The following is a 3,802-nucleotide window of genomic DNA, read 5'->3' as shown; positions in this document are numbered from 1 at the left end:
CCACACCGGGCGAAAACTGGTACAACGACGCCAGTGCGTCGGGTTTGAACACCGACAACAACGACGCATGGACGGGGAGTTCTAGCGGTTACTTCACCGCTTCCCACTCCCTCGCGGCCATCGCCGGCGAAACTTCCGTCCTGCTCCGCATCGCGTTTGGCTCCGACGGTTCAGGCATCGACGAGGGCGTTGCCATCGACAATTTTGTGGTCGCCGAAGCGGCCGGCATCTTCCCGGCAGAATCCGTCGTCACTCAGGTGGTGGCGGAGACGCTTCCCACCATCAACGGGCTGCATGAAACCCACGGCCCGTTTCCGGTGCTCGTCCTCGACTTCGATCAGCCGCTTGGACCTGTGACGCTCGACAGCATTACCGTAACCAACGCCGGAAGCATCATGGATGCCGACATCTTCTGGCATCTCTTTGCCGACGATGGCGACGGGTTCTTCGACATCAGCGTCGACACCCAGCTCGCCGCGATGATTGCTCAGAGTGGCGGAAGCGCGACCCTCAGCACCGGCGGAACGGCCTTGCCCTCTTTTGACACGCAGCGCTTTTTCATCGTCGCCGAATTGGCCGTCAACGCCATGCCGGGCAACACCATCGTCGCCAGCGTGGCGGCGAACACCGACATCGTATTTGCTGGAACCCCGACGACGACCCTCAGTGCCCCGTACACCGCGGACACGGTCACCCTCAATCCGGTGATCAGCACCTTCCCGTTCGAAGACGACTTCAGCGTTTTCGACCCGAGCTTTACCGGCTTGGACGGCGAGGGAACCAAGCTCCAAACAGCCAACGAAGTTGGACCTGTCGGGAACCCCACCGACTACGGGAACGACGGCTTCATCACGCTCGTGACCAGCCAGGGGAATCTGCTTCCCGTCTCGGGCACCAGCTTTCTTCAACTCGACTACGACAGCCTCGCCGGCCAAGCGTTCCAGTACGCCTTCGACATGTCGGCGTTCTCCGTCGCCAACAACGAGCACATCTGGGTCGGTTTCCGTTGGTCGCACACGGGCGACGAAAACGACCCCGAGGAGAACGTATTTCTGTCCCTCGATGGAGGCAGCAGCTACCTCGGGTCCGTCTATCACTTCGAGAAAAACTCGGGTAACGATGAGGTTTGGAACGAAGACTTCATCGATCTTTTCGACGTCCTCAATGCTGCGAGCCTCGATTACACCGACAACATCGTGATCCGGTGGCAGGGAAACGATGAAACGGCGATTCCCGCCGACGGGATGTACTTCGACCGAATCCAGGTCGGCTTCCCGCCGGAGCTCGTCCTCGAACGCAGTGCGACCGTTTTCTTGGACGGTGACACGGATGCTCAAGGGAGCATTCCTGCTTTGCCCCAATCGGTGACCTATAATGTGGCCAATGGCGGCGACCTCGACCTTGTCCTCGACGCGGGCGGGTTTACTGTGGCAAACGAAATGGGTGTTTCCAACGTGACGGTCACACAACCGGCGAATCTGACGGTGCCCAACGGCGCGATGGAGACACTGGTAGTCGACTTCGAGCCCGCGCTAGGCGCGTTCAGCTTTGACCTGACCGTGCCTACGAACGGACCGTCGTTGACGGGCTCGTCCTACACGATCACCATCAGCGGAACCGCCACGACGCCCGCGCCCGACATTAGCGTGGAACGACCAGCCGGAACCGAAATCGCGAGCGGATCCACCGACGGTCAGGGAGACCAGCCTGTCGAGATGGCCCAGGAACTCGTGTACACCATCGTTAACACAGGGAACATCGACCTCAACCTGCAGGGGATCAACGTTCTCAACGCTGCCAACACTACGGCGGCTCTGACGGTGGCGCCCATGGGTGTGCTTGCTCCGACCGAAACGACCACGTTTGCCGTCAGCTACACGCCGACGGCCGCGGGGCCGTTCAGCTTCGAGGTCAGCATCGGTAACGATGATCCTGACGAGAGCCCTTATGTCATCATCGTCGAAGGTGATGGCACCGACACGAGCGGCGTGGGCGGCGGCGGGCCGACGACGACCACGGGCGCCGGTGGAAGCGGGGGTGACGGCGGCGCTGGCGGCGATGCGGACGGTGACGACGACGGTTCGGACGACGATGGTGGCTGCTCTTGCAGTACGCCAGGCTCGTCCAGGAGCCAGGCCCCCCCGACGAGCCTGCTCGTGTTCGGTGGCATGCTCGTTGTGGCTGCCCGCCGTCGCCGCCGTCGGTAGGGGCAGGTCGACGCTCCTCCGCGCATCCTAAGGCAGGAGCATCGTACCCATCACGAGGCCGCAGAGTGCTTCACTCTGCGGCCTCGTTGCCGCTAGCGCCAGTTCACCGTCCCCTGAACCCGAATCTGTGATTCGTCACGTTCCAGAAGCGCCAACGCGAGCGACGCTACGACTTCCCCTTCGACGTCGAGGACCTCCGCCACCAAGGACGGCTCCCCGCTCCGCGATACCAGGCCTCCGGATAAAGACCAGCCCGCGTTACCTACAAGGAGTTCCCCGGTTACGCGAACGTCGGCCTCCTCCGCAAACGAACCGTCTTCGCTCGCAAGGACCGCGCGAACCGGCTCGCCAAGACACTCATCCCCCCAATTCAGGACCAAACCGCGGGTCTCTTGAGTCAGTTCGCCGTAAGCCCGAACCGACTGGATACACGACTCCGCAGTGGACAGCTCCTGGGCGTCGCGGAAGGGGTCACCCCCGTCGTCGTCGACCGGCATGTTGCAGGCCGTCAGGTGCATGGCAGTCAAGGCCGAAATCGTAGCGACAATTTTCTTCTTCGTTTCGTTCATGGGCTCTCCGAGGCGACGACACTTGTCCGCGTCGCGGGGGTGTTCGGGAGGGGGCAGGCGCGGCCGAAGGCCCTGGATGGCCCAATACCGCTCGTCAGAGGAAACGGCGCGCAACGGGAGAACTTGAGCCGAGCCAATTGGCTTTCCGCCCGGGCGCCCAGGAAGCATCGCCTTCAGCGTCATGTCGAGGAACGCCAAGCCCGTCCTGGCGTTGCACGTGCACCCCAGCCGGGCGCCTGTGCGCGCTTCGGTATGGGATCCGCTTCCCTCGGCTGTGCTCACGGGAACGAGTCCGCCGAGTGGCCACCGGCCAATGAGCATGAGGCGCAGCTACCGCGGCGTCGAGCTTTGCGCTAGGTTGCCTCGCATCTCGCTGGGAGTGACGTCCAACGGGTCCATCTCGGGCCAGAGGAGGCGAGAATGAAGGGAAAATTAGATCTGAGGGCGCGCCGTCGACGGCTGGCGTCGCTGGCCACCGTTGCGTGGTTTCTCTCGGCGGCGGGCTGCTCGGGAGGACCGGAAGCGATGTGCGAGGACGCCTTTGCGTGTTCGGGCGGGGGCGACGAAAGCGATCAGAGCGAATGCGTGGCCATGCTCGAGCGCGCCGTCGAAGACGCCGAAGCGCGGGATTGCGGCGACGAGATCGACGACGTCTACGATTGCTGGGAGAACGAATTCGAGTGTCCGAGTGAAGACGAATTCGACTACTCGAGCTGCGCCGACCGAGAGGAGCGCTTCTCGGGATGCATGGGGGATTACTTCCTCGACTTCGGCGGCTTTGGCTAGCGAGACCATCTCGACCGCAGAATCACCTGCGCAAGCGAGGCTAGATGAGCCTCACTCGTCGTCTTCAGAGAGGATGCGGCAGAGGCTCACGTCGAGGTCACTGCGGACCAGGCGGTGCAGACTCTCGATCTCCGACTGCGTCACGTGAAGGCGGGCCCGGAGGATCCGTTGCGTGTCTTTGGCTAAGGTCTCCCGGGCGGAGACCAACCAGCGCGCGGCGGTGGCGCGGTGCACGTCGTG

4 protein-coding genes are annotated in these 3,802 nt (G+C 63.0%); 2 read left to right on the top strand and 2 right to left on the bottom strand.

All coding sequences use genetic code 11. The annotated features are described in order from the left end of the window. On the top strand, positions 1-2,207 hold a 2,207-nt coding region (locus AAGI46_16185; protein MEM1013747.1), incomplete at its 5' end, for an MYXO-CTERM sorting domain-containing protein. A gap of 92 nt (positions 2,208-2,299) precedes the next feature. Here the strand turns inward: AAGI46_16185 and AAGI46_16180 are convergent. After that, entirely contained in the window at positions 2,300-2,776 is a 477-nt protein-coding gene (locus tag AAGI46_16180; GenBank protein MEM1013746.1) for a hypothetical protein, read from the bottom strand. Positions 2,777-3,196: 420 nt separating this feature from the next. On the opposite strand from AAGI46_16180, the gene AAGI46_16175 reads away from it, so the two are divergent. Beyond that, entirely contained in the window at positions 3,197-3,562 is a 366-nt protein-coding gene (locus AAGI46_16175; protein ID MEM1013745.1) for a hypothetical protein, read from the top strand. 51 nt (positions 3,563-3,613) lie between these two features. Here AAGI46_16175 and AAGI46_16170 read toward each other — a convergent pair. Continuing rightward, a partial coding sequence (locus tag AAGI46_16170) for a transcriptional regulator (protein ID MEM1013744.1) occupies positions 3,614-3,802 on the bottom strand: 189 nt, incomplete at its 5' end.

It is taken from the genome of Planctomycetota bacterium, from assembly GCA_038746835.1.
Lineage (GTDB): Bacteria > Planctomycetota > Phycisphaerae > Tepidisphaerales > Tepidisphaeraceae > JBCDKH01.
Note: the sequence above shows the minus strand (reverse complement) of the source record. Positions and strands in the feature narration are given on the sequence as shown.

Bases quoted from the DNA above. Each gene is read 5' to 3' on its own strand.
- AAGI46_16175 (MEM1013745.1), top strand. From the start codon at position 3,197: ATGAAGGGAAAATTAGATCTGAGGGCGCGCCGTCGACGGCTGGCGTCG.
- AAGI46_16180 (MEM1013746.1), bottom strand. From the start codon at position 2,776: ATGAACGAAACGAAGAAGAAAATTGTCGCTACGATTTCGGCCTTGACT.